A 22,665-nucleotide genomic window follows, 5' to 3' on the forward strand; every position below is an offset into this window, starting at 1 on the left:
GAAGCCGATCAGCGTCGCTGCAACGTCACCCCGGCCAGCGGATACGGCGCGGCGACCGGGGTGTCCGCGATATTGATGGTCCCGATCCAATGCCCTTGGCGTGGGTCGATATCGCGCAGATCCAGCCCGATCGGCACGAAGTCGAAGCTCACATAGGTTTCGTCGGTACCGACCGGACGCTGGTGGCCCGCCCGGCTGAAGGTCGGGCAGACCAGTACGACGGTCCTGCCATCCACGAACACTTGCAGATCGCAGTTCTCCAGCGGAGATCCGATGACGTTCGAGGGGTGGCGGATCACGTGGTAGGTGCCCGGCGGGATGACTCCGTTGCGCGGGAATTCCGGATCTTGCGCGGAAGCGACGGCAGGCGCGAGGCCGAGCGCCGCCGCGGCGAGCACGGCACCGGCCACGAAATGACGAGGTTTCACTGCGGCTCCTTCGGGTTTTCGTCCACCGTAGGTGGCTTCGTCCGCGCGGACCTACCGCGAGTGCTGCGTGTCGCGGCGGGAGTCGGCCGCCGGTCTCCGAACCTGCCGAGGCGCTGCTCGAGCACGGCCTGCTCGGCGGGGTTGCGGGTGAGTGCGAGGGCGCGCTGGTCGGCGGCGACGGCTTCCTCGGCGCGGCCGAGTTCGCGCAGGAGTTCGGCGCGGGTGGCGTGCAGCAGGTGATAGTTCGCCAGCGGGCCGGCCAGCTCATCCAGTTCGGCCAGGGCCGCGCGCGGCCCGTCGGTGTGGGCGAGTGCGATGGCGCGGTGCACGCGGATCACCGGTGACGGCGTCAGCCGCAGCAGCATGTCGTAGAGCACGACGATCTGCGGCCAATCGGTGTCCGCCCAGCTCGGGGCCTCGGCATGGCAGGCGACGATCGCCGCTTGCAGCTGGTACGGGCCGGGACGTTTCTGGCGGCCTGCCTCGGTGAGCAGCCGGATCGCCCGGTCGATGGCCGGATGGTCCCATGCCGCGCGATCCTGATCACGTAGCAGCACGATCCGCCCTTCGGCGTCGAATCGCGCACTGGCCCTGGCGCGGTGCAGCCGGATCAACGCGAGCAGGCCCATGACCTCCGGCTCGCCCGGGAGCAGCCGGTCGGTCAGGGTGGCGAGCCATTCGGCGTCGGCGGCCAGATCACGTCCGCCGGCGTCTTCGGTGGCGAGGTAGCCCTCGTTGAAGAGCAGGTAGATGACGGCGAGCACCTCACCCACGCGGGCGCCGAGCTCGTCGTCGGCGGGGATGCGGTACGGAATGCCGGCCTGGCTGATTTTGCGTTTGGCGCGGGTGATGCGTTGGGCCACCGTCGATTCCGACACCAGGAACGCCTTCGCCAGCTGGGCCGTACTCAGCCCGCACACCATGCGCGAGGTCAACGCCACCTGGGCTTCGCGGGACAGGGCCGGGTGGCAGCAGGTGAACATCAGCCGCAGCCGGTCGTCGGGTTCGTCGTACACCGGCCACTGCAATTGGCGCAGCTTGTCGCGGTAGTTCGCCTCCCGTCGCAGTACATCCAACCCGCGCCGGCGGGCGACGGTGAACAGCCAGGCCTGCGGTTGCTCGGGAATCCCGTCCACCGGCCAGGTGCGCAGCGCCTTCTCCACCGCGTCCGACACCAGGTCTTCGGCGGCGGAGAAATCACCGAGCAACGACACCAGCGCCGATGCCAGCCTGCTGCCGTGCTCGCGCACCACGTCCGCGAGCACGGCAGCCGCGCGCGGCTCGGTCACATCAGGACCGGCCGGATCTCTACCAGCGGGCATCCGGGCCAGGTTCGTGCCATCGCCAGCGCCTCGTCCAGGTCGGCCACATCGACCTCGACATACCCGCTGACCACCTCCTTGCCCTCGACGAACGGACCATCGGTGATCAACGGTTCACCGTCGGTGTCGAGCCGAACCGTCGTCGCCGTATCGGGCTCGGCCAGCTTGCGATTGTGCAGAATCCTGTCCGCATACCGCGCCAACCACTCCTGAACCTCCCCGAACCCCCGATCCCGTTCCTCCTGATCCATCGCCTCCCACTTCTTCTCCCACTGCTCGGTCTCGCAGAACATCAGCACGTATTTCATGCCGGTTCACCTCCTTCTACCCATTAGACGATCGGGGACCGCAGGAATCCGACAACCGGCCCGAGTCATTGCCGGACGCCGGTGGGAACGGTTCATCGAGATGCGTGCGCGACGTCGACCACGAGAGCCGGGCGACGCTCGGCCGCTGTCGTGGCCGGGCTCTGCTCGCTACACTCGTCTACCGGCTCGATACGGCCGTTCGTGGTTGGGGCCGGGTGGTCCGGAGGGTGGGATGCCGGGCGCTCGTGAATCGAGCACCACACCGATCGAGCTCGTCTAGGGTGTGGGTGCGGTTAGGCCGCACAGTCAGTGAATGCGTGATCAGCGGGATGTTCGTGGTGCTCCATCGAATTGAAAGGCGCTGCATGGCAAGGGACTTGACGCAACTCGAGCTGCTCACCGAGCTGGAACCGGTGGTGGCGACCAATATCGACCGGCACTTGGCCACGGCCAAGGACTGGCATCCGCACGACTATGTGCCGTGGGACGAGGGCCGCAACTTCGCGGCCATGGGCGGACAGGATTGGCATCCGGAGCAATCGCGGCTGTCGGAGGTCGCCAAGGTCGCGATGGTGACCAATCTGCTCACCGAGGACAACCTGCCCTCCTACCACCGGGTGATCTCGGAGAACTTCTCGCAGGACGGCGCCTGGGGCACCTGGGTGGGCCGGTGGACAGCCGAGGAGAACCGGCACGCCATCGCCATGCGCGACTATCTGATCTGCACCAGGGCCGTCGATCCCGTCGCTCTGGAAAACGACCGGATGGTGCACATGACCCGTGGTGTACACGCACCCGAGGGCTTCAGCGGCGTGCTCGACCAGGTCGCCTACGTGACCATTCAGGAGCTGGCCACCCGGATCAGCCATCGCAGCACCGGACGGGTCTGCGAGGATCCGATCGCCGATCGCATGCTGCAACGCATCGCCGCCGACGAGAACCTGCACATGATGTTCTACCGCAACGTCACCGCGGCGGCCTTCGACATCGCCCCGGATCAGACGATGGAGTCGGTGACCCACATCGTGAAGACATTCTCCATGCCGGGCACCGGCATGCCGAACTGGCGCCGCAACGGCGTGCTGATGGTCAAGCACGGCATCTACGACCTGCGCCAGCACCTCGACGAGGTCGTGCTGCCCGTGCTGCGCATCTGGAATGTGTTCAAGCGCAACGATTTCGGGCCACGCGGCGAGCGCAGCCGGGAAGAGCTCGGCGAGTACATGGAAAAGCTGACCCGGGACGTGATCAAGTTCGAGGAGCAGCGCGAGCGCATTCTCGCCCGGGAAGCGGCCCGCGTGGGATAGCGGATCCGGACCTCACACCACCGGGAGTTCGACGACGAAGCGGGCGCCACCCTGCGGCGCCCCTTCGACGCGGATCACGCCCTCATGGCGTTCGACGACGTCGCGGACGATGGCGAGGCCGAGTCCGGCACCGCCATCGTCGCGGCTGCGGGCCTCGTCCAGGCGGACGAAACGCTGAAAGATCCGTTCCCGATCGGCCTCGGGGACGCCGGAGCCGTCGTCGACGACGTCGATGACAGCGGTGCCCGCCGTGCGCGTGAGACCCACCCGCACCGACGTTTCCGCGTGCCGCTGGGCATTATCGACGAGATTGCCGAGTACCCGGGCGAGCTGCGAGCGGCTTCCGGCCACCTCGATCGCCTCGTCGGGCAGCGTGCACGCCACCGGTATGCGGTCACCGATCCGGTGTGCGATCTCCTGCTCGATCAATGTCCGCAGATCCACCCGGTCGGTCCGCCGTTGCTCACCCGCGTCGAGCCGGGCCAGCAACAGCAGATCGGCCGCGAGCTGCTGGATCCGGACGGTGTCGCCGAGCACACCGTCCATTTCGAGCAGATCCGGATGCGCTTGCGCCACCTCGAGTTGGGTGCGCAGGCTGGCGATCGGACTGCGCAATTCATGAGCGGCGTCGGCGATGAAGCGCCGCTGGCGTTCCGAGGATTTCTCCAGTGCGGCGAGCGTCTCGTTGGTGGTGGCGGCCAGCCTGCCGATCTCGTCGCGCGAGCGTGGTTCGGGGACCCGGCGGGAGAGATCACCGTGCATGATCTCGGCGAGCTCACGGCGGATCGCTTCCACCGGCCGCAAGGCTCGCCTGGTGACCAGCCAGGTCACGGCGGCGACCACGGCCAGCAGCAACGGCAGCCCGATCAGCATGGCGCGTCGCGCGTCGGCGACGGCGCTGTCGGCGGTTTCCAGCGAGGCGGCCGCGTAGACGATGACCGGTTGGCCGTTGGCAAGGGTGGCCGGTAGTGCGGCTACCCGGAAGTTTTCGGGAGTGTCGGCGTCGGGTGGGGTCAGCGCGACGTCGCTGAAGGTGACCTCCCCGGAGCCCGCGCCGGCCAGGCCTCCGCTGCCCATCGTCCCCGCGCCCGCGCGCTCAGCGGCCGCGCCACCATTCGAGCCGGTGGCCGATCCTTCGGCCGGCTCGTCCCCGGAGCTTCCCTCTTCGGAGTCCTCGTCCTCCTCATCGTCGTCATCGTCGTCTTCTTCTTCACCTTCGTCGCCTTCGCCACCGCCTGTACCGGAAGCACTGTGGTCTCCGCCGGTCGTCTTCGGCGTGATGTCGGTCAGCGGCGCGGTGACGGTCAGTTCCTCGTCGGCGGCGAGCACGGCGCCGTCGATCGAAACAACTTGTGCCGGTTCGTCATCGGGGTCCGGGAAGCGCAGGCGGGCGAGATCGGTACCGGCGTCGAGCTGGGCGACGATATCGTGCGCGGTTCCCTCCGCCTGCATACTCGCGCTCTCGACCAGGTTGTTGCGGAGCGCTGCGAGCACCAGTAGGCCGGTGGCCGTCAGCGCCAGCGCCACCACGACCGTCGCGGCGGTCGTGGTGCGCGCTCGTACCGAGCTCCACGGCGAGCTGCGGCGTCGCATCGGTTCACGCACGGTCGGCCGTCAGGCGATAGCCGGCGCCGCGGACGGTCAGGATGGTGCGGCAGGCGAAGGGCGCGTCGATCTTGCGGCGCAGCGCGCTGATGTACACCTCGACGATATTCGGGTCCCCGTCATAGGCGAAGTCCCAGACATGTTCCAGAATATCGGCTTTCGACACGACCTCACCGGCGCGGACGGCCAGGTGCTCCAGGACCGCGAATTCCTTGGCGGTGAGTGAGACCTCCTGTTCGCCGCGACGGCACAACCGGGTGGCAGGATCCAAGACGAGCTGTCCGACGCGCAGCACTGTGGCGCCCGCCCGGGTCCGTCTGCGCAGCAGGGCCCGGATGCGGGCGACGAGCACCACGTACGAGAACGGTTTGCTGAGATAGTCGTCGGCGCCGGTGTCCAGCCCCTCGGCCTCGTCGTACTCACCGTCTTTCGCGGTGAGCATCAGCACGGGCGTCTCGTGGCCCGCGGCCCGCAGCGTCGCGCACACCTGGTAACCGTTCATTCCGGGCAGCATGATGTCGAGAATGATCAGGTCGTAGTCGGCGGTGATGGCCCGGTGCAGCCCTTCGGCACCGTCGTGCACGACGTCGACGGCGAAACCCTCGGCGGACAAACCCTTTGCCAGTGCGAGGGCGAGACGTTTCTCGTCCTCCACGATCAGCAGACGCATGCGCCAAGAGTGGCAGATTCTTGCTGAAACGTCCTTCAGGTTGGTTCAGGTCGGCTTCAGCATTGCCCTGCCACAGTGGTCACCACATTCGCACCGCACACTCCCACAGGAGGTTTCATCATGGTCAGCATCCTGCGCCGGGCCACCGCCGGACTTCGCTGGGTCGTCGTCGGCGCCGTGGTCCTCGCGGCCGCCGGCATCGGCGTCGCCGCTCTGGTTCTCGGCAACGATTCCCAGCACACCATCGCCCTCGACCGGCCGATCACCGAATGGTCGCTGATGGCGAACCCGAGCATCGACCGCCAGGAGGCCATGAACACCGCCGCCGCGCAGGTGCCGGACGGCGTCGCGACCTCCGCCGAGTTCGATATCGAACTGGGTACCCCGGTGTGGGAGGTCGATGTTCGCACACCGGCGGGCGTCGAATACGACGTGACCATCGACGCCAACACCGGCAAGGTGCTCGGCACCGTCGACCACGACTGACGGTGCCGTAGCGATCGGCCCGGAGGCGGCGCCGGGCCGATCGTCATGCCGTTGCCGTGACGGGCCTCAGGCGAAGGCGGGCAGCTGCACCACCTGGCCCGCGTAGGCCAGTCCGGCGCCGAAACCCACCAGCAGTGCCGTATCACCCGGTTGCGATGCCCCGGTGCGCAGCAGCTGGTGCATGGCCATCGGAATCGAGGCGGCACTGGTGTTTCCGGTGTCGATGATGTCGCGGGCGATGGCCACCGAGTCGGGAATGTGCAGCGCACGGGTGAGGGCATCGGTGATGCGCATGTTCGCCTGGTGCGGGACGAAGGCGTCCAGCTCGTCGACGGTGACGCCCGCCTGTTCGAGCGCGTCGCGGCAGGCCTTCTCCAAGAAGGTGACCGCCCACCGGAAGACCGCCTGGCCGTTCATCCGGATATAGGGGCGCTCGGTGGTTCCTCCGGTGGCCTCGGCCTCCGCGACCTCGGCGAAATACTGCTGGAAATCCTTGTCCTGCTTGATCGCCGCGGTCTGGCTGCCGTCCGAACCCCAGGCAACGGGGCCGACGCCCTCTGTGTCCGATGGTCCGACGACGACCGCGCCCGCACCGTCGGCGAAGATGAACGCGCAGCTGCGGTCGGTCGGGTCGAGCAGATCCGACAGCCGCTCCACCCCGATCACCAGCACGTGCCGCGCCTGGCCCGCGCGCACCAGATTCGCGGCATTGGCCAATGCGTAGCAGAAGCCGGCGCATCCGGCCGACACGTCGAACGCCGCGGTGTCGTGCATGCCGAGTTCGGTGGCCACCACCGCACCCGCCGACGGTCCGAGCACCATCTGCGAGGACGTGGCCAGGATGACCGTGTCGATCTCGGCGGCGGCCAGGCCCGCCGCCTTCAGCGCGTCACCGGCGGCGGCGGTGCTCATGCCGACGATGGTCTCGTCGGCATCGGCCCAGTGCCTGGCGGCGATGCCGGACCGGGTGCGGATCCACTCGTCGGAGGAATCGATGCGGTCGACGATCTCGGCGTTGGGGACGACGCGGCGGGGGCGATAGACCCCGAGGCCGAGTAGGGCGGCATGGGCGACGGGGGTGGCGGTGGCGATATGCGCGGGCACGGGGTTCCTCTCCCTGTGAACCGATCGGTTCACGTCGTCGAAGTTCTAACATGGACCGATCGGTTCAATCAAGGCTTGGAGGACATCAGTGGCAGCCGGACCCCGCGCCCGACTGATCGCCGCGACCATCAGCACCGTGCAAGAACACGGTGTGCACGCCGCAGGCCTGAGCGAACTGCTCAAACGCGGCAACGCCTCGCGCAACTCGCTGTACCAACACTTCCCCGCGGGCAAGACCGAGCTGGTGGAGACGGCGGCCAGGATCGTCTCGCGGCTGGTGTATTCGCACGTCAGCGCCAGGGCCGAGGCATTACCGACGGCAGCGTCGGTCGAAGGCTGGCTCGACGAACTCTTCGCCTTCTGGCGCGAGGCCCTCGAAACCAGCGACTATCGGGCCGGATCGTTCATGATGGCGGCCGCACTGGACGAACTGACCCCGCCCGTGCAATCAGCGGCCGGGCAGGCGTTCGCGGAATGGACCGCCCGGCTCGCCGACGGGCTCGTCGCCGCGGGCGTCGAACGCGCCACCGCCTGCTCGGTGGCCGGTCTGTTGTTGTCGGTGATCGAGGGCGCCATCGTGCAGAGCCGCGCCCTGAAGTCGGCGCATCCGTTCGACGACGCACGCAACCAGCTCGCGGTGCTGCTGAGGACCTATCTGCCGCCGAGTTGACCGCGGGTGTTTGCCGAGGCCGTTGCCGGGCATCCGGCCGATGTCGGGGCCGTGCGGCAAGCAACGCGTGCGCGGCCGGTGCGACGAAAGGACCAGACCCGTGCCGAACAACACCACAGTCACAGCGCGCACGCCGATCCAGCTCGCGGCGATGGCCGTGGGCGCGGCGTTTCTCCTGGTAGGAGTCCTGGGATTCATTCCGGGCATCACCACGAACTACGACACTCTGGAATGGGCGGGCCATCATTCCGAAGCCCAGTTGCTCGGCCTGTTCAACGTGTCGATTCTGCACAACCTCGTGCACCTGGCCTTCGGTGTCGTCGGCCTGATCGCAGGCGCGAATCCGCCCGCTGCCCGCAGCTTCCTGATCGGCGGCGGCGCGATCTATCTCGTGCTGTGGATCTACGGCCTCGTCATCGATCAGAACAGCGACGCCAACTTCGTTCCCCTCGACACCGCCGACAACTGGCTGCACTTCGGCCTCGGCCTGGCCATGATCGCGCTCGGTGTGATCCTGCCCCGCAAGACCAGCACCGGTCAGCACCTGACGGGACGGCAACCGGGAATCATCGAATAGCGCGGGAGACGAACAGGCGAGGAGGGATTCACCATGGCAGAGACCTATCACGCGCCGTCGCCGCAGACGCGCTCGATCAGCGAACTCGTCGACGACGCCACCACTCAGCTCTCGCGGCTGGTTCGTGACGAGATCCGGCTGGCCCGTATCGAAATGCAAGACCGCACCAAGGGACTCGCCGCAGGCCTGGGTCTCGCCGGCGCCGCTGGCGTGCTGGCCTTCTACGGCGGCGCCGCCTTGATCGCCGCAGCGGTGATGGCGCTGGCCCTGGTGCTGCCGGGGTGGGCGGCGGCCCTCATCGTCGGTGGGGCGTTGCTCGTGGTGGCAGCGGTACTCGGACTGCTCGGCAAGAAGAACGTGTCCGAGGCGGCCCCGCCCATTCCGCGTGAAGCGGTACAGGGTGTGCGCGAGGACCTCGATGTGGTCAAGGAATGGAGGCGATGATGGGCGAGCTCGAACCCGACGAAGCCGAACTGCTGCGCATGGACCGCGATCTGACCCGGCGTGAGCTCGGTGAAACCGTCGCCGAGCTGAGCGGCAAATTCGACGTCCGCTCCCGGGCCGAGGACAAGATGCACGATGTCGCGCAAGCCGGCCGGCATCGCGTGAGCGAGGCGAAGTCGGCCGTGCTCGAAACCACCGATCGGGCTCGCAGCAAGGCCGGGCATCTCGCGCCAGCCCCGGTCGTCGACCGCACCGGACGCGTGGTCGAGAGCGCGCGCCGCAGACCCGCTTATGTCGCGGTCGGCGCCGTCTCCGCGCTTGCCGTGATCTGGTTGATCGTGCGCTGGAGGCGGGCATGAAGGTGCTCTACAAGCCGCTGGGCGCCCTCGTCGGCGTCCTCGGCGGTATCGCGGCCAGCGCCGTCTTCGCCCAGGTGTGGCGCCGATTGAGCGGCGAGGACAACGCCCCCGATGCCACCTCCCGCGATTACGGCTGGCGCGAAGTCCTGCTCGCCGCGGCCCTGCAGGGTGCGATCTTCGGCGTGGTGAAGGCCGCCGTCGACCGCGCGGGCGCCACCGGCTACCAGCGCGTCACGGGCACCTGGCCGGGGAACTGACACCGGGTAGCCACCGCGCGAAGCTGTGCTGCCGCGCAGTCTCCTGCTTGCTCATGCCGGCCGGACCAGACCACCGGTCAACGACCGGTTTCCGGCATCTGCCCGCACCGGACGGTCCGAGGTGACGCCGCGACGGTCATGATCGAGCGGCATTACACTTCTCTATCGCACGCCGAATTGTTGTATTATCTTGTGGCGGGCCGACCAGGCGCACCGCGAACAGTCCCCGGCTACGCAGACGCCGACAACGGACCGCTTCCTGTCCTGCGGAACCCCGGCCGAGAATGGTCATGCGACCTGCATGCCCGAGATTATGAGACGACTGGGATGTCAGGAACGATGACCTTCGAAACCTTCCGCGCCGCCGCGCTACGCTACGTCGACGCCGTGCTGGCCACGCCGATGCAGTTCTTCGTCTTCGCCGTCGGCGCGTGGTTCACCCTCAATGGCATCATCGCGTTCGGGATCTACCCCGACATGGCCTTCGGCAGCCACATGCACGCCTGCACCATCCAGTTCCTCGGCTTCATTCCCGGTGACGGTCAACGGCTGGCACGCTCTATTCCACCTGATCACCGGAATCGCCGGCCTCGTCCTCGCCCCGAAGCACCTCCGCGCTCTCGGATACACCGTGGCCTGCGGTCCCTTCTACCTGCTCGTGGCGGCACTTGGACTCGCGGGCGGGGACAATGTGCTGCACACGATGGCGGTGGACACCTTCGGCAACATCGTCCACGCGATCGAAGGCACCCTGATCTCCGTGGTCGCCGCGATCGGCGCCTACTCCGCCTATGCACGCAAGTCCCTGCCCGCCCGCTGACCAAGGCACCCCGCCGGCTGCGCCCCATCGGTCCGAAGCTCCGCCACTGGCTGCCAGAGCCAGGACTCCGGTGACAGCGCCGGGGCCGCCGGCGAAGTCGACCAGCCCCTGCGTGGCTGCGGGCGATCATCTTGGCTGCCAGCGGTTTTGCTCGATCGCCGAGACGCCGTCCGCGCAGATCTTCCAGTCGAGTATCGAATACATTGCCGACGGAGCGCTGTTCTGCGCAAAGACAGCTGGAGCTTCGGGCGTTTCCGCTGGTGGAAGGTTGTTTGTGGGGCGGGCGGGGCTCGAACCCGCGACCAATGGATTATGAGTCCACGGCTCTAACCGACTGAGCTACCGCCCCCGGATGCGGTGGGTCCGCAGGTGCTGGGAATGGTACCGGGTCGGGCGCGGCGCGGGCCAATCGGGATGGGGCGTGGTTAGGGTGGGGCGTTGGCGCTATTGCTGAGGGGTTGGTATGGCCGGGGTTTTCACGAAAGTGTTGCAGGCACACCAGTGGATCTACGAGCACAGTGGCGGATGGGTGGGGCATCGGCTGCTGTTCGGGAATCCCACATTGTTGTTGCGCACGGTGGGGCGTAAAACGGGGAAACCGCGAACCTCGGCGCTCACATACGCAAAGGATGGGCGCGAATATCTGGTGACGGCGTCGAATGGCGGTTCGCCGCGCCCGCCGGGCTGGCTGGCGAACCTGAAGGCGCGGCCGGAATGCGAGATCCAGATCGGGCGGCGCACACTGCGCGTCACGGCCCGGCCGACGCTGCCGGACGACCCGGAGTACGCGCGGCGTTGGGAGCTGGTGGATCGGGTGAATCAGGGCCGCTACAGCGAATATCAGGCGCGCACACGGCGACCCATCGCGGTGGTGGTGCTCACCCCGGCCGAATGACCGGGGCGAGCACCACCGTCTAGGCGGAGGTGGACGGTCAGTACTGACGTTCCCGTTCTCGTTCCGTGCCGGACCCGGCACTTCGTCCGCGTTCCGATAGCGCCGCGCCGCGTGGTGGACGGCTGGCGATATGCACTACGGACGCAACGAGAATGAGGATCATGACAACTATTGCTGCGGTAAGCACGCAGGCACCATAGCCCCAGAATTCGCTACCCGCTGGTATTCATTTCGGTCGGTTTGTGTTACTCAACAGTGTGCGTCCGATGGCACCGCGCGAATCGATCGCCGCATGCGCCCGATCGGCTTCCGCCAGCGGAAAAGTCTGTCCGATCACCACTTCCCAACGCCCGGAGGCGACCTCCGCCAACGCACGCTCGGCCAGGGCAGACCAATCGGTAGCGTCGGACGCGATGTCGAACAGACCGAGCACCGTGAGACCCCGCTGCTGTGCGGCATCGGTATCGACCGCGGCGAAATCGCCTGCCGCGGACCCGTACCCGATGAACCGGCCGCCGTCGGCGAGTGCTTCGACTGCCGCGCCTCCGAGTTCACCACCGGCGCCGTCGAGTACCACCTGTGCGCCGGGCCCACCGGTCGCGGCCCGAACCTCGTCCACCCACCCGGGTTCGGAGTAGTCGACCAGCACGTCGGCGCCGAGCCGACGGGCCACTTCGAGTTTGGCCGCGCCGCGCGCCGCCGCGATCACTTTCGCGCCGGCGGTGCGCGCGCGTTGGGTGAGCAGGGTGCCGAGCCCGCCTGCCGCCGCGGTGATGAGCACCCACTCGCCGGATTCGATCGCGGCCCGGTCGAAGACCGCCAGCGCGGTCTTGCCGTCGTGGGTCAGCGCGACCGCCTGTTCCAGCGTGACGTCGTCGGGTACCGGAGTGAGCGTTTCAGCCCTGGCCAGTGCCTTCTCCGCGTATCCACCGATCGGCAGGCCACCGCCGATCCCGCTGCGCACGGTCGCCGTACTGACCCGCGTGCCGACCCAGGAGGGGTCGACGTCCGGGCCGACCGCGGCGACCACCCCGCCGATCGCGCCGCCCGGCACGTAAGGCGGCTCGACGGGGAAGAAGTCGGTCCCCCACCCGGAGCGCAGCCGGGTGTCGAGGAACATGACGTCGGCCGCGACCACATCGACCAGGACTTCTCCCGCCCCGGGGACGGGTTCGGGCACATCACGCACCTCGAGAACCTCTGGACCGCCGAACTTCGTGACGTACACCGCTCGCATGACCAACCTCCATCGTCTCCGGATCTTCGGATACGACGAGCCTCGACCCTGAAGCATGGTTCAGGTCAAGCACCGAGGGGCCGTCACTCGATCCGTCCGGCTCAGCCACCACCCCCACAGCCACCACCCCCACAGCCGCCGCCCCCGCCGCCTCCTCCCCCACCGCATCCGCCACCGGTTCCGCCGGAGTCGCCACCGCCCGAGTCACCGGATCCCGCGATCCACCATCCACCGCCCGCGGCGGCCGCAGATCCGCCGCTGGTGCGACGCCTACCCGTCCGGCGATCGGCGCGCGTCCGCTGCGAACCCCGGGTACGCTCGGACCTGGCTGTTTCTGCCAAACGTCGCTGCTTCACGAGGAAGACGATCGCCACTGCCGCCGCGACCGCGACCAGCAGCAGCGCCAGCGCGATGAGAAATTCCGTCATCAGCTCTGGTTACCCGATCACGCAGGGCCGGAACCGCATTCGCAACGGGCCCGCCGAGGGTGGCGGCGGCGGTTCTCGGTCAGGGATGCGCTCAGCCGCCACCACCGCAGCTGGAACCGCCTCCGCCACAACTCGATCCCCCACCACAGCTCGCACCGCTTCCACTGTGATGGCCACCCCCATCCGGATACCCCGAACCGCCTGCCGCCCAGTAGGGTCCCGGCGGCCGACCTCGGTGCCGGGGCCGGCCCGCGCGCTGCACGGCGACCACGAACGCCACGATCCCACCGACCGCCGCGGTCACCAGCACGATCAGCACCAGCGAGAACATGATGAGCCCCATACATCGCAGCGTAGGGCTTCCGGTCCTACAGTGAACTGTGTTCGGATTCAGCAGACGAAGCCGCCGGGAAGTCGAGCTCGCTCGGGTCGATCGGGCGGTCCGGGACCTCGAGCTGCCGGACGCGATCTACAAGACCTGCCCGTGGCAGCCGCGCGAGCTGGTGGAAACCGGTCTGCGGCAGTGGCTTCGGTGTTGCGGAGCGGCCATGCGGGACGGGCAGGTGATCGGGATGCCGTCCCGCGCGGTGGACGAGGCATGGCACGGGTTGATCCTGTGCACCGAGCTCTACGCCCGCTTCTGCGAGCAGGCCTACGGTAGGTTCCTGCACCACTATCCAGAAGGGGTCGCTGCCCGCGCCGGCTCGCACGGCTCGATGAGCGCCCAGCTCGGGCGCACCGTTGTCGCCTGGGCGATGGTGGGCGCCCCCGGTGAGCCGTGCGTGTTGTGGGACCTCGACACCCGCGTCGGCGTCGACGCCCCGTGGGGTATCGACGCCGCGCGCGTGGCGGCCATCGAAGCCGAACTGCGGCGCGCAGAACTCAGGTGAGCTTCACCCGCGCCGCCACGAACCTGCCGATGGCGGGCGCCAACCGGCTCAGGTGATAGTTCACCCGAGCTTCCGGCGTCACCGGGACGATGCTGCGTCCGCGCGAGACCGCCGTCACGATCTGTTCGGCGACCTTGTCCGGGCCGTAACGACGCATCCGGTAGAGGTTGTCGTAGTGCTGCTGCTTGCGCTTTTCCTCGTCAGCGTCGACACCCGAAAAAGTAGTGGTGGCAACGATATTGGTGTGCACGATGCCGGGGCAGATGGTGTGCACCCCGATTCCGCGCCCGGCGAGTTCGGCACGCAGGCAATCGGAGAACATGAAGACCGCCGATTTGCTGGTGGCGTATGCGCTGAACCCCTGCTGTGGTGAGTACGCGGCCATGCTGGACAGGTTCACGATATGCCCCGTACCGCGTTCTGCCATCGCGGGCCCGAATGCCCGGCATCCGTTGACTACTCCGCCGAGATTGATCCGCATCACCCGGTCGAACTCCGCCGACGGGGTATCGAAGAAATCGCCCGCCTGACCCACTCCCGCGTTGTTGACCAGAATGTCGGGCACACCGTGGGTTTCCAGCACGGCCCGAGCATGATCGTTCACCGCGGTTTCGTCGGAAACATCGAGCTGGTAGGCATGGGCGAGCCCACCGGCGGCGGCCACCAGTTCGGCCGTCTCCTTGGCCGCGGCCAGGTTGATATCCGACAGCACGATCTCGGCGCCCCGGCGCGCGAATGCCAATGCCGTCTCGCGTCCGATCCCACTGCCGCCGCCGGTGATCACCACCAGCTGATCGCCGAATTCGCCTCGGCTGCGGCCGATCTCGGCGCGACGCAAGCCACGCGGCGTGGGCCGTCCCGCGAGCGTGTCGATGAGTTCGGTCGTCGCGCTCGCCAGTAGCTCCGGGTGGGAAAACGGCATCCAATGCCCGGCGGGCACATCCCGGCGCCACAGCCGCGTCGCCCAGGTCCGTTCGTCGTCGTAGCCCGCGGGCCGGACCGCGACATCGCGTCCGGCGACGATCAACTGCACCGGCACATCGGTGTGTCGTTCCCGGGGAGCCAGCAGCCGCGGCAGGATATTCGCCCGGTAGATCAGCAGCCCGTCGACGATGTCCTGGCGGAAGGTGCTGCCGAGCGACACATTCGACGCCGAGGTCGCGTTCATCAATCCCACCAGCTGCCGCCAGCGTCCCTCGGTGGCCACCTGACCGAACACGACGCGCGGCAGCACCGGGGTCATGAAGAAGAAGGTGTAGGCCGAGGAGGCCAGCTGGGTGAGCGGCTGCCACACATTGCGCGGCGTCGGCCGCGACAGCCGCGCGCGCACCCATTTGCCGAGATGGTCCAGATTGGGCCCGGAAACCGAGGTGAACGAGGCGACGCGCCGGGATGCGCCCGGTTCGCAGACCGCTTCCCAGATGTGCACCGATCCCCAGTCGTGGGCCAGTACATGCACCGGCCGATCAGGGCTGACCGCGTCGGCGACGGCGAAGAAGTCCGAGGCCAGCTCGTCGAGCCGGAAGTCGGCGGTGCGCCGGGTGCGGGTGGACTCACCGTGGCCGCGGGTGTCGTAGCTGACGACGTGGAACCGGCGCGCCAGCAGCGGCACCACCTTGTCCCACAGGTGATGGGTGTCGGGCCAGCCGTGCACCAGTACCACGGTCTCGGCGGCTGGGTCGCCGTACTCGTGCACCGCGAGCGCGAACTCGCCGTTGTGCACGGTGCGCCGAAGGTGCTCCGGTTCGGATGATCGGGTGGTCACAGGTGGTCTCCTCTACAGGTCCAGCGTCAAACGTCCACCCGCCGAACGGGATACGCAGATGAGCATGTCCCCCGCGGCGCGGTCGGCCTCGGTGAGCACGGTGTCGCGGTGATCGGGCTGCCCGGCCAGCACCCGCACCGTGCAGGTGCGGCAGAAGCCCTGACGGCACGAATACGGCCGGTCCGGCCGGGTTTCCAGGACGACGTCGAGAGCCGTCCGGTCGGCGGGCACCTCGAGCACCTCACCCGTGGCGGCCAGCTCGATCTCGAAGGGCACGCCGTCGACGATCGGCGGCGGCGAGAACCGCTCGGAATGCAGTTCCACGCCGGGCAGGTGCCGGATCGCGTCGGCGACCATCCCGGTCATCGGCACCGGCCCGCAGCAGTAGACGGCGGTGCCGCTGGTGACGGCGGGCAGCAAGGCGGCCGCGTCGGGCAGCCCGTGCTCGTCGTCGGTGCGCACGGTGACCCGGCTGCCGAAGCGCCGCACCTCGTCCAGGAACGGGATGGTGTCGCGGCTTCGGCCGGTGTAGACCATGGACCAGTCGACGCCGAGCCGGTCGGCCAGCCGCATCATCGGCAGGATCGGGGTGATGCCGATTCCGCCGGCGACGAAATGCAGTCGCGTGGCGGGCGATCCGTAGCCGGGCACCGCGAACGGGAAGGCGTTACGTGGCCCGCGCACCGTGATCGGCGTGCCGACGACGAGGTCGCGGTGCACTTCGAGGGAGCCGCCACCACCGTCAGGGATGCGCCGCACGGCGACCCGATAGGCGCGCGTATCGGCCGGATCGCCGCACAGTGAGTATTGCCGCAGCCTGCCCGACGGCAGTTCCAGGTCCAGATGCGCACCCGGACGCCAGGCCGGGAGTTCGCGGCCGTCGGGTGCGCGCAGCACCAGACTGATCACATCGGTGTCGCTGGCCTCGATCCGGCGTTCGGCGACCACCACCCGGATCCGGCCGTCATCGGCACGCGGCGCGCGCGGCCTGCGATTCACCCATGCGGCCCAGCGCAATCGAGCCTCGACGACCGCGTCGAGCACCCGCATCGTGCGATCAGTCGACCGTTTGCCGTACAGGTCGGCGGGCGGGGTGGCGATCACGACGCGGCTGCCCGGGCCGCCGGGGACGCGGCCAGATACGCGATGGCCTGCGCGGTGGAACCGACGGATTCCGGGTGGTAGCCAGGCTTGAAGGTCGACATCGCACTTCGCAGCAGCGATGGCACGCCGGGCAACGCTCCCCGCCACATCGCGGCGAAGATCGCCGGCACCAAGCGCGGGTACCCGTAGTCGGGCAGTGCCGGATCCTGGCGGACGAGGAACTTGGTGCCGCGCGCGACGAGCCCGATGAAGGCGGGGAAAACCAGCGTCATGATCGCCGCCCGCCGCAGGTACCCCGCACCGAAATACACCGCGACATCGTGCGCGACGTGCCGATGCTCGACCTCTTCGGCGCCGTGCCACCGGAACAGGTCGGCCACGCGAGGATCGGCGCCGAACTTCTCCAGCTCGGCATTGAGCACCCAGTCGCCGAGGTAGGCGAAGAAGTGTTCCAGGCAGGCGATGATGGTCAGCCGCTCCACGAGCTGCTGATGGCGCGCATTGCCGGTGTCGTCACGCGGTCCGAGCGAGATGCGGAACAGATACTCGGCCTGGCGCAGAAAAGGCTCCGGATCGATCCCGTGCGCGGCCAGCACCTCATGCAGCACCTTGTCGTGGGTCTGGGCGTGCATTGCTTCCTGGCCGATGAAGCCGAGCATGGCTTCACGCAGCTTCTCGTCCCGCACCAACGGCAGCGCCTCGGTGTAGGTGGCGCAGAACATGCGCTCGCCTTCGGGAAGCAGCAGGTTCAGGGAGTTGATCAGATGCGAGGCGATCGGCTCGGCTGCCATCCAGTGCAACGGTGTGCCGGACCAGTCGAACCGCACATTGCGGGCATGCAGCGCCACCGGCCCCGGATCGGTATCCGGGCGCGGCCGGCCCCGGCGAAGTAGCTTCATCGATACTCCTCAGCGTGTCACAGCACCGTCGGCGGCGATCATCGTCGATCTTCCTTCACGACCGTAGCAATAGCATCCACATAGATGCAACCATGGGTTACATACAGATTCCGGACCGAGACACCTCGGTCACGATCTGGCAATACCGGCCGCTACTGTGATGGACTTCGCGCCGAACGGGCGAATTTCTAGAACACGTTCTAGTAGGCTTTTGCTATGGAACAACTCACCGGCCTGGACGCCAGTTTCCTCTATCTGGAGACCGGAACCCAGCATCTGCACGTCTGCGCCCTGCTGATACTCGACCCCGTCGAAGGCACCTACTCCTTCGACGAACTGAAGACCGAACTCGGCCGCCGGCTGCCACTCATTCCGCATATGCGGCGGAAAGTGCACGAGGTGCCGTTCAATCTCGACCATCCGGTTTGGGTCGACGACCCGAATTTCGACCTGGACTATCACATCCGCCGGGTCGGGCTGCCAAGGCCCGCCGGGCGCGCCGAGCTCGCCGAGCTCATCGGCGATATCGCCAGCCGCCCGATGGACCGGGACCGGCCGCTGTGGGAGATGTCGGTGGTGGAGGGCCTCGAGGACGGCAAGATCGCGGTGATCTGCAAATACCATCACGCCGCCGTCGACGGCATCACGGGCACCAACATGATGATGCACCTGTGCGATCTGGAGCCGGGCGCGTCGCGTCCCGATCCACAGCCATGGCAGCCCGAACCGGAGCCGAGCGATCTCGAACTGGCCGCCCGCGCGCTGGTGCGGTTCCCCGGCAAGGTAGGTGTGCTCGGGATGGTGCCCAAGACCCTCGGGATGGTCGCCGGATTCGCGCAGCGGCGACGAAAGAACCAGGCGGGCATGGCGTTACCGTTCTCCGCACCGCGCACCCCGTTCAACAAGGCCATCACCTCGCACCGCGCCGTCGCGTTCACCAAGGCCGATCTTGGCGCGATCAAGGAGATCAAGGCGGCCTTCGGCGTCAAGGTCAACGATGTGGTGCTCACGATCGTCGGCGGAGTACTACGCACCTACCTCGACAGCCATGGCGAGCTGCCCGATCGCTCGCTGATCGCCTCGGTGCCGGTCTCGGTGCACGATTCCACCCGGCACACCGAGGGCATCAACAAGGTCTCGACGCTGTTCTGCCGGCTCGGCACCGATATCGCCGATCCGGAGCAACGGCTGAAGATGCTCGCCGCCACGAACGAGGAAGCGAAGAAGGAACACGATCTGATCGGCGCCGACTTCTTGCAGGACTGGTCGAAGTACGCACCGCCCAACACCTTTCAGCTCGCCTCGCGGGTCTATTCGTCGCTGAAACTGGCGCAGGCGCATCCGGTGGTGCACAACCTGGTGGTGTCCAATGTTCCCGGGCCGCCGATGCCGCTGTATTTCCTCGGCGTGCGGGTGGACGGCATGTATCCGTTCGGGCCGGTCTTCCACGGCGCGGGGCTCACCGTCACCGTGCTGTCCAATTGCGGCGATCTGGACTTCGGGTTCATCGCCTGCCGTGAATTGGTCCCCGATATCGGCGAGCTCGCCGATGCGGTACCCGCGGTGATCGCCGATCTGCTGGCCGCGGCGCGAGCTCGGGGCTGATCACGCTCCGACCGACCGCCCTGTTCGCCACCGGCGTCGAACAGGGTCGTCCTTCACAAACGTGCCGCCACCGCCGCGCAGGCCTCGTCGAGCACCGGAACGAACCGGTCCGCGGCGAACGCGCAGGCCGTATGCCCCGCAGGAACCGGATGGATGCTCGCCCCCGGTATCGCGGCCGCCATGTCGATCTGCCGGTACACCGGAATCGCCCTGTCCTTGGTCGTGATGACCACCGCCGTCGGCATCCGCAGGCTCGACAGCCATTCGGTCGCGTCGAACCGGCCGATCTCGGCCAATATCGGCGTCAACGCCCACCCGCTGGTACTGCGGAACTCCCCCATCGCCCATCGGCGCAGCTGTCCGGGAATCAATGCCACCGGCAGCTCCGGTAGCGCTTCGGCCAGCCGCTCGGCCCGCCGATACGGGTAATCGCCCAGCGCACCCGCCATGGCCGCGAAGCTGCGATGAAAGGCCCGCTCGCGCCATTTGTCCTGGAAGCGATACGGAGTCGCGCACAATACGAGCCCGGTCACCCGCTCCGGATGACGGTGCGCGGTCAGCAGCGAGACCACGCCGCCCAGCGAATAGCCCACGCAGACAAAGCGTTCCAGCCCCAGCGCGTCGGCCACCGCGACCACGTCATCGGCGCAATCATCGAGCCGGAAGCGCTGCGAGCGGATGCCGCGCCCGTGCCAGCGTTGATCGAAGAGCACGATCCGGTAGCGCCGCGAGAGCGTCTCCAGCGCGGGAAACCAATTGAGCATCGCGGTGCACGCCGTGCCGTGCAGCAGGATCAACGTCGGCGCGTCCGGCGGGCCGGGAAGGTCGACGACGTAGGTGCGTCCGCGGCCGGGCAGTTCGAGCAGGCGCCCGCCCGGGATCTCATCGATCTCGGGCACCACGAACGGACCGGTCCGCACCGATCGGCCTGTTCCCATCGCGAACCTCCATGGGCTCATCCGCGCACAATTTCTAGAACTCGTTCTACTCAATGATGCCACACCGCGGCCGGGCCGCCGACCCCACGCCACCGCGAATGTTCCACCAATTCCCACGGTCCACACCCGATGGCAAACTTCCGCAGCGAAACCGCGCGGCATTTCTGTAACGTGTTTCACCAGCAGTCAGGGATTACCGAAGAGGAGATCGGCAATGGCACGGTTGACCGGCAAGGTGGCATTGATCAGCGGCGGATCGCGCGGGATGGGCGCCGCGCACGCGCGCGCGATGCTGGCCGAGGACGCCAAGGTGGTGATCGGTGACGTCCTCGACGAGGAGGGCAAAGCACTGGCCGAGGAACTGGGCCCCGATATCGCCTACGTCCACCTCGATGTGCGCGAACCCGAGGATTGGCGCGCCGCCGTCGCGGCCGCCGTCGACCGGTTCGGCTCACTGAACGTGCTGGTCAACAATGCCGGCATCGTCAACGGCAATCTCATCGCCGACTTCGAATACGCCGAATGGCGGCGGATCATCGATATCAACCTGACCGGCACCTTCCTCGGCATGCAGGCCGCCACCCCGGCCATGATCGCGGCCGGTGGCGGCTCGATGATCAACGTCTCCTCCGTGGAGGGCCTGCGCGGCAGCCCGGGTCTGCACGGTTACACCGCCAGCAAGTTCGGCGTGCGCGGGCTCACCAAGTCGGTCGCGCTGGAGCTGGCGCCTCACGGCATCCGGGTGAACTCCATCCACCCCGGCCTCATCCGCACCCCGATGACCGAGGGCATCCCGGAAGACTTCCTGCAGATCCCGCTCGGCCGCGGCGCCGACCCCGAGGAGGTCTCGGCGCTGGTCACCTACCTCGCCAGCGACGAGTCCTCGTATTCGACCGGCGCGGAGTTCGTGGTGGACGGCGGGTTGACGGTCGGCGTGCCGCACAAATCGTTCTGAACCCGCCCCCCGTCAGGACATGAGCTTGCGGGCGATGGAGCTACCGAATGCCAGGTCGATCATCCGCTCCAGCGTCCGCACGGTCTTGTCGGTGTAGGGGTACCAGATGTTCTCCTTCTTCAATCCCCACCGATCCAGTAGCACCGGCTGGGCGTGGGTGAAGCCACGCAGGGCGTCCCGGCCGTTGACGTGGCCCAGTCCACTGTCCTTGCGTCCGCCGAACGGCGCCTCGGGCACCCCGTAGATCACCGAGGCGTCGTTGTGCACCACCGACCCGGTGCGCAGCTGTTTGGCGAGCCGGACCACGGTGTCCGGGTTCTTACTGAACACGCTGCCGCTGAGTCCGTAGGCGCAGTCGTTGGCCATGCGGACCGCCTCGTCCTCGTCGGCGACCCGCATGATCGCCACGACCGGGCCGAAGGTCTCCTCGCGCATCAGGTCCATGTCGTGGGTGACGTCGACGATCAGCGTCGGCTGGAAGAACACCCCGTCCGCGGTGTCGCTCTTGCCGCCGACCAGCACCTTGGCGCCCTTGGCCACCGCGTCGTCGACATGCCTGGTGACGATGTCGAGCTGGCGATCCCAGAACAGCGGACCGACATCCTTGCCGGTGCCGGGACCATAAGTGACGGCTCGGGCCTTCTCCTGGACCTTGGCGATGAACTCGTCGGCGACGCTGTCCACCACGTAGATCCGCTCGACGCCGACGCAGACCTGCCCGGTATTGAACATCGACAGATACACCGCACCCGCCGCGGCGCGCTCCAGATCGGCGTCGGCGCACACGATCATCGCGTCCTTACCGCCGAGCTCCATGGTGCACGGGATCAGCCGGGCCGCGCAGGCGGCGGCGATCTTCTTGCCGGTGGGCACGCTGCCGGTGAAGGAGATCTTGTCGATATCGCTGTCCACCAGCGCGGCCCCGGTCTCGCCGTCACCGTGCAGCACCTGCACGACGTCGTCGGGAACACCGGCCTCACGCAGGATCTGCACCGCCCATTCGGCCGAATGCGGCGTCACCTCGGAGGGTTTGAGCACCACCGAGTTGCCCGCGAGCAGCGCCTGCGCGACCGGGTTGAGCGAGAGCACGAACGGACCGTTCCACGGCGTTATCACACCGACAACGCCCAGCGGCTGATAGTTGATGCGGAGCTTCTTCAGCGGGGCGAGGTACCCGTGCAGCCGTCGCTTCTCGTCGGCCAGGTCCTTGCGCGCCCGCCCGCTCCAGTAGTTGAGGAAATCGCAGGAGGGCACGATCTCCACCGCCAGCGCCTCCACCCGCGGCTTACCGGTTTCCGCCTGCACGGTGGCCACGATCTCGTCGCGCCGCGCGACCAGCACCCCGACCGCGCGACGGATGATGTCCGCGCGTTCTTCGACCGGGCGGGCGGCCCATCCCGGCTGCGCCGCACGGGCCCGGCGTACCGCCTCGGCGACCTCGTCCGCGGTGCTCACCACGATCTCACCGACCTCGTCGCGGGTCGCCGGGTTACTCAGGCCGAGCCTGCGGTGGCCGTCGGCCGTTGCGGGCAGCGAGTGGACTATGGCCATGGGAATCTCCTCACCCGAGGAACGCTTCTGAAACAAGTTCT

At 67.8% G+C, this 22,665-nt stretch carries 25 protein-coding genes and 1 tRNA gene; 12 read left to right on the top strand and 14 right to left on the bottom strand.

From position 1 onward, the window contains the following. Nucleotides 1–8 precede the first annotated feature (8 nt). From AC4HOU_RS21435 to AC4HOU_RS21445, 3 genes are read right to left on the bottom strand one after another with little or no spacing between them, the layout of a single operon-like run. A complete protein-coding gene (locus AC4HOU_RS21435) occupies nt 9–428 on the bottom strand; it encodes a hypothetical protein (RefSeq protein WP_163817752.1) in 420 nt (139 codons plus the stop codon). Beyond that, on the bottom strand, nt 425–1,750 hold the full coding sequence (locus AC4HOU_RS21440) for an RNA polymerase sigma factor (RefSeq protein ID WP_490725044.1): 1,326 nt from the start codon (nt 1,748–1,750) through the stop codon (nt 425–427). Before AC4HOU_RS21440 ends, AC4HOU_RS21435 begins: the two co-directional genes overlap by 4 nt. Beyond that, entirely contained in the window at nt 1,714–2,058 is a 345-nt protein-coding gene (locus AC4HOU_RS21445; RefSeq protein ID WP_163817754.1) for a YciI family protein, read from the bottom strand. The genes AC4HOU_RS21440 and AC4HOU_RS21445 overlap by 37 nt, the downstream gene beginning before the upstream one ends. 365 nt (nt 2,059–2,423) lie before the next feature. Here AC4HOU_RS21445 and AC4HOU_RS21450 point away from each other — a divergent pair, with 365 nt between their 5' ends. Further along, nucleotides 2,424–3,365, top strand: coding sequence for an acyl-ACP desaturase (locus AC4HOU_RS21450; RefSeq protein WP_490725045.1), 942 nt, complete (start codon nt 2,424–2,426; stop codon nt 3,363–3,365). A 12-nt stretch (nt 3,366–3,377) separates the two neighbouring features. Here the strand turns inward: AC4HOU_RS21450 and AC4HOU_RS21455 are convergent, their stop codons facing one another. After that, nucleotides 3,378–4,958, bottom strand: a complete 1,581-nt coding sequence (locus AC4HOU_RS21455; protein ID WP_490725046.1) for a sensor histidine kinase — start codon at nt 4,956–4,958, stop codon at nt 3,378–3,380. A gap of 4 nt (nt 4,959–4,962) precedes the next feature. After that, the gene (locus AC4HOU_RS21460; protein ID WP_163817760.1) at nt 4,963–5,640 is read right to left on the bottom strand and encodes a response regulator; all 678 of its coding nucleotides are present in this window, start codon (nt 5,638–5,640) and stop codon (nt 4,963–4,965) included. Between the two features lie 120 nt (nt 5,641–5,760). Here AC4HOU_RS21460 and AC4HOU_RS21465 point away from each other — a divergent pair, with 120 nt between their 5' ends. Then, complete coding sequence (locus AC4HOU_RS21465; RefSeq protein ID WP_490725047.1) at nt 5,761–6,126, top strand: PepSY domain-containing protein; 366 nt, start codon at nt 5,761–5,763, stop codon at nt 6,124–6,126. A 66-nt stretch (nt 6,127–6,192) separates the two neighbouring features. Here AC4HOU_RS21465 and AC4HOU_RS21470 read toward each other — a convergent pair whose 3' ends face one another. Continuing rightward, nucleotides 6,193–7,230, bottom strand: coding sequence for a beta-ketoacyl-ACP synthase III (locus AC4HOU_RS21470; RefSeq protein WP_490725048.1), 1,038 nt, complete (start codon nt 7,228–7,230; stop codon nt 6,193–6,195). Nucleotides 7,231–7,318: 88 nt separating this feature from the next. Here AC4HOU_RS21470 and AC4HOU_RS21475 point away from each other — a divergent pair, with 88 nt between their 5' ends. The 5 genes from AC4HOU_RS21475 (at nt 7,319) to AC4HOU_RS21495 (ending at nt 9,537) form a co-directional block, all read left to right on the top strand. Further along, nucleotides 7,319–7,900: a TetR/AcrR family transcriptional regulator gene (locus AC4HOU_RS21475; protein ID WP_490725049.1), complete on the top strand. Its 582-nt coding sequence runs from the start codon at nt 7,319–7,321 to the stop codon at nt 7,898–7,900. A gap of 151 nt (nt 7,901–8,051) precedes the next feature. Further along, nucleotides 8,052–8,477: a DUF4383 domain-containing protein gene (locus AC4HOU_RS21480; RefSeq protein WP_163817781.1), complete on the top strand. Its 426-nt coding sequence runs from the start codon at nt 8,052–8,054 to the stop codon at nt 8,475–8,477. A gap of 33 nt (nt 8,478–8,510) precedes the next feature. Continuing rightward, nucleotides 8,511–8,921 (top strand): phage holin family protein, encoded by a 411-nt coding sequence (locus AC4HOU_RS21485; protein WP_163817769.1) that lies wholly within the window; start codon nt 8,511–8,513, stop codon nt 8,919–8,921. Then, the gene (locus AC4HOU_RS21490; protein WP_228816030.1) at nt 8,921–9,280 is read left to right on the top strand and encodes a DUF3618 domain-containing protein; all 360 of its coding nucleotides are present in this window, start codon (nt 8,921–8,923) and stop codon (nt 9,278–9,280) included. Before AC4HOU_RS21485 ends, AC4HOU_RS21490 begins: the two co-directional genes overlap by 1 nt. Next, on the top strand, nt 9,277–9,537 hold the full coding sequence (locus AC4HOU_RS21495; RefSeq protein ID WP_490725050.1) for a DUF4235 domain-containing protein: 261 nt from the start codon (nt 9,277–9,279) through the stop codon (nt 9,535–9,537). Before AC4HOU_RS21490 ends, AC4HOU_RS21495 begins: the two co-directional genes overlap by 4 nt. Before the next feature lie 369 nt (nt 9,538–9,906). On the opposite strand, the gene AC4HOU_RS21500 is transcribed toward AC4HOU_RS21495, so the two are convergent. Beyond that, nucleotides 9,907–10,083, bottom strand: coding sequence for a hypothetical protein (locus AC4HOU_RS21500; RefSeq protein WP_490725051.1), 177 nt, complete (start codon nt 10,081–10,083; stop codon nt 9,907–9,909). On the opposite strand from AC4HOU_RS21500, the gene AC4HOU_RS21505 reads away from it, so the two are divergent. After that, nucleotides 10,073–10,357: a DUF4383 domain-containing protein gene (locus AC4HOU_RS21505; RefSeq protein WP_490725052.1), complete on the top strand. Its 285-nt coding sequence runs from the start codon at nt 10,073–10,075 to the stop codon at nt 10,355–10,357. The genes AC4HOU_RS21500 and AC4HOU_RS21505 overlap by 11 nt on opposite strands. 275 nt (nt 10,358–10,632) lie before the next feature. Here AC4HOU_RS21505 and AC4HOU_RS21510 read toward each other — a convergent pair. Beyond that, nucleotides 10,633–10,706 (bottom strand) — tRNA-Ile (locus AC4HOU_RS21510). A 114-nt stretch (nt 10,707–10,820) separates the two neighbouring features. Between AC4HOU_RS21510 and AC4HOU_RS21515 the strand changes: the two genes are divergently transcribed. Continuing rightward, a complete protein-coding gene (locus tag AC4HOU_RS21515) occupies nt 10,821–11,252 on the top strand; it encodes a nitroreductase family deazaflavin-dependent oxidoreductase (protein ID WP_195021165.1) in 432 nt (143 codons plus the stop codon). Between the two features lie 226 nt (nt 11,253–11,478). Here the strand turns inward: AC4HOU_RS21515 and AC4HOU_RS21520 are convergent, their stop codons facing one another. After that, complete coding sequence (locus AC4HOU_RS21520) at nt 11,479–12,489, bottom strand: zinc-binding dehydrogenase (RefSeq protein ID WP_194991527.1); 1,011 nt, start codon at nt 12,487–12,489, stop codon at nt 11,479–11,481. An 808-nt stretch (nt 12,490–13,297) separates the two neighbouring features. On the opposite strand from AC4HOU_RS21520, the gene AC4HOU_RS21525 reads away from it, so the two are divergent. Continuing rightward, nucleotides 13,298–13,807: a UCP032817 domain-containing protein gene (locus AC4HOU_RS21525; protein ID WP_163814733.1), complete on the top strand. Its 510-nt coding sequence runs from the start codon at nt 13,298–13,300 to the stop codon at nt 13,805–13,807. On the opposite strand, the gene AC4HOU_RS21530 is transcribed toward AC4HOU_RS21525, so the two are convergent. From AC4HOU_RS21530 to AC4HOU_RS21540, 3 genes are read right to left on the bottom strand one after another with little or no spacing between them, the layout of a single operon-like run. After that, nucleotides 13,800–15,572 carry an SDR family oxidoreductase gene (locus AC4HOU_RS21530; RefSeq protein ID WP_490725053.1) on the bottom strand — a complete coding sequence of 591 codons (1,773 nt, stop codon included), beginning with the start codon at nt 15,570–15,572 and terminating at the stop codon, nt 13,800–13,802. The two genes, AC4HOU_RS21525 and AC4HOU_RS21530, sit on opposite strands and share 8 nt — an antisense overlap. A gap of 12 nt (nt 15,573–15,584) precedes the next feature. Further along, nucleotides 15,585–16,622 (bottom strand): PDR/VanB family oxidoreductase, encoded by a 1,038-nt coding sequence (locus AC4HOU_RS21535; RefSeq protein WP_228816136.1) that lies wholly within the window; start codon nt 16,620–16,622, stop codon nt 15,585–15,587. A 50-nt stretch (nt 16,623–16,672) separates the two neighbouring features. Beyond that, a complete protein-coding gene (locus AC4HOU_RS21540; RefSeq protein WP_163814735.1) occupies nt 16,673–17,575 on the bottom strand; it encodes a metal-dependent hydrolase in 903 nt (300 codons plus the stop codon). Nucleotides 17,576–17,791: 216 nt separating this feature from the next. On the opposite strand from AC4HOU_RS21540, the gene AC4HOU_RS21545 reads away from it, so the two are divergent. Beyond that, on the top strand, nt 17,792–19,180 hold the full coding sequence (locus AC4HOU_RS21545; RefSeq protein ID WP_280212122.1) for a WS/DGAT/MGAT family O-acyltransferase: 1,389 nt from the start codon (nt 17,792–17,794) through the stop codon (nt 19,178–19,180). 53 nt (nt 19,181–19,233) lie between these two features. Here the strand turns inward: AC4HOU_RS21545 and AC4HOU_RS21550 are convergent, their stop codons facing one another. After that, the gene (locus AC4HOU_RS21550) at nt 19,234–20,118 is read right to left on the bottom strand and encodes an alpha/beta fold hydrolase (protein ID WP_490725054.1); all 885 of its coding nucleotides are present in this window, start codon (nt 20,116–20,118) and stop codon (nt 19,234–19,236) included. 214 nt (nt 20,119–20,332) lie between these two features. On the opposite strand from AC4HOU_RS21550, the gene AC4HOU_RS21555 reads away from it, so the two are divergent. After that, complete coding sequence (locus AC4HOU_RS21555; RefSeq protein ID WP_163814738.1) at nt 20,333–21,073, top strand: glucose 1-dehydrogenase; 741 nt, start codon at nt 20,333–20,335, stop codon at nt 21,071–21,073. A 12-nt stretch (nt 21,074–21,085) separates the two neighbouring features. Here the strand turns inward: AC4HOU_RS21555 and AC4HOU_RS21560 are convergent, their stop codons facing one another. Then, complete coding sequence (locus tag AC4HOU_RS21560) at nt 21,086–22,624, bottom strand: aldehyde dehydrogenase family protein (RefSeq protein WP_163814739.1); 1,539 nt, start codon at nt 22,622–22,624, stop codon at nt 21,086–21,088. Nucleotides 22,625–22,665 lie beyond the last annotated feature (41 nt).

The organism is Nocardia sp. JCM 38205 (assembly GCF_058222935.1).